This is a genomic window from Paenibacillus sp. P4_A9 (genome assembly GCF_056402415.1).
Map to the genome: position 1 here is coordinate 1 of NZ_JBFUHL010000227.1, position 926 is coordinate 926.

The window sequence follows — 926 nt, forward strand, 5'->3', positions numbered from 1 at the left end:
GTTATTGGCTTTGTATTTCTGACGGATTTTTTCTGGATTCAGCTTTTTATCTCTACGGTTCCGCTTGCATTACTGATTTATAAGGTGATGTATGTATCAGCGATTACTTACATGCGTGAAATGATTGCGGGCAACCCCAAGATGTATGAAATCGTTATGGATCACGGAACTCTGGTTCTTAAAGACCACGTAAACAACGTTACATACTGCGGGCAAGGCCTCACAAATCAATATTGAACAAAAAAAGACGCTCCCTTTTTGCCGATATTATTTTCTTTTTCCACTACAACGAATAAGCTTTTAATTCCGCTTAATTCTTTAATTCCTGCATTTAATAATTGACTACCAATTCCTTGCGATTGTATTTCTGGAAGGATATAGATTGCTCCAAGTTCTGCTTCTTCAACGTTTTGTTTGGAACGAAAGAAATTAGCAAATCCCTTAACTTCCCCATCAATGTCTGCGACAAATACAACTGACCTATCCATTCTATTTTTCATCGCTGTTTCCGAGTAGTTCTTTTGAAGAAATGCTTCTTGGATATGTAATGGTATAATTCCTTCGTAAGTTTTATTCCATGTCGTTTTTGCAACCTGTTGTAACATAGAAATATCGTCAACAATCATCCTTCGTATGATGGCACCCATGCAATATCACTCCTAACAAGTTGTTTTATTAACTATATCACTCGCACACAATATTAGGTCATGTTTTCCAAAATGGAACTCCATTATCCTGCCCGTTAGCTTAACGCCCCTCGCCAGTCTTCTGCAGCTTTTTTTGACATGCAGGTGGAATAACCTGATTCATTATGATGTGATATATTTGTACTAGTACAGATTATTGCGAAGGGGATTCCAGAGCATGTTTGGTCTATTTAAGCGCAAAAACAGATTAACAGTCGAAAAGCCTCCGCAAGTCCGCAT

At 37.9% G+C, this 926-nt stretch carries 2 protein-coding genes; one reads left to right on the forward strand and one right to left on the reverse strand.

Features of this window, described 5'->3' with window-relative positions; all coding sequences use genetic code 11:
- Positions 1-237, forward strand: a 237-nt coding sequence (locus tag AC1DVJ_RS31145; RefSeq protein WP_477596827.1) for a hypothetical protein, incomplete at its 5' end; no start/stop codon positions are given.
- Here AC1DVJ_RS31145 and AC1DVJ_RS31150 read toward each other — a convergent pair.
- Positions 228-647, reverse strand: coding sequence for a GNAT family N-acetyltransferase (locus tag AC1DVJ_RS31150; protein WP_477596829.1), 420 nt, complete (start codon positions 645-647; stop codon positions 228-230). The two genes, AC1DVJ_RS31145 and AC1DVJ_RS31150, sit on opposite strands and share 10 nt — an antisense overlap.
- Positions 648-926: the final 279 nt, after the last annotated feature.

What these genes read in the sequence shown, in the direction of transcription:
- AC1DVJ_RS31150 (WP_477596829.1), bottom strand. Translation starts at nt 647, where the DNA reads ATGGGTGCCATCATACGAAGGATGATTGTTGACGATATTTCTATGTTA.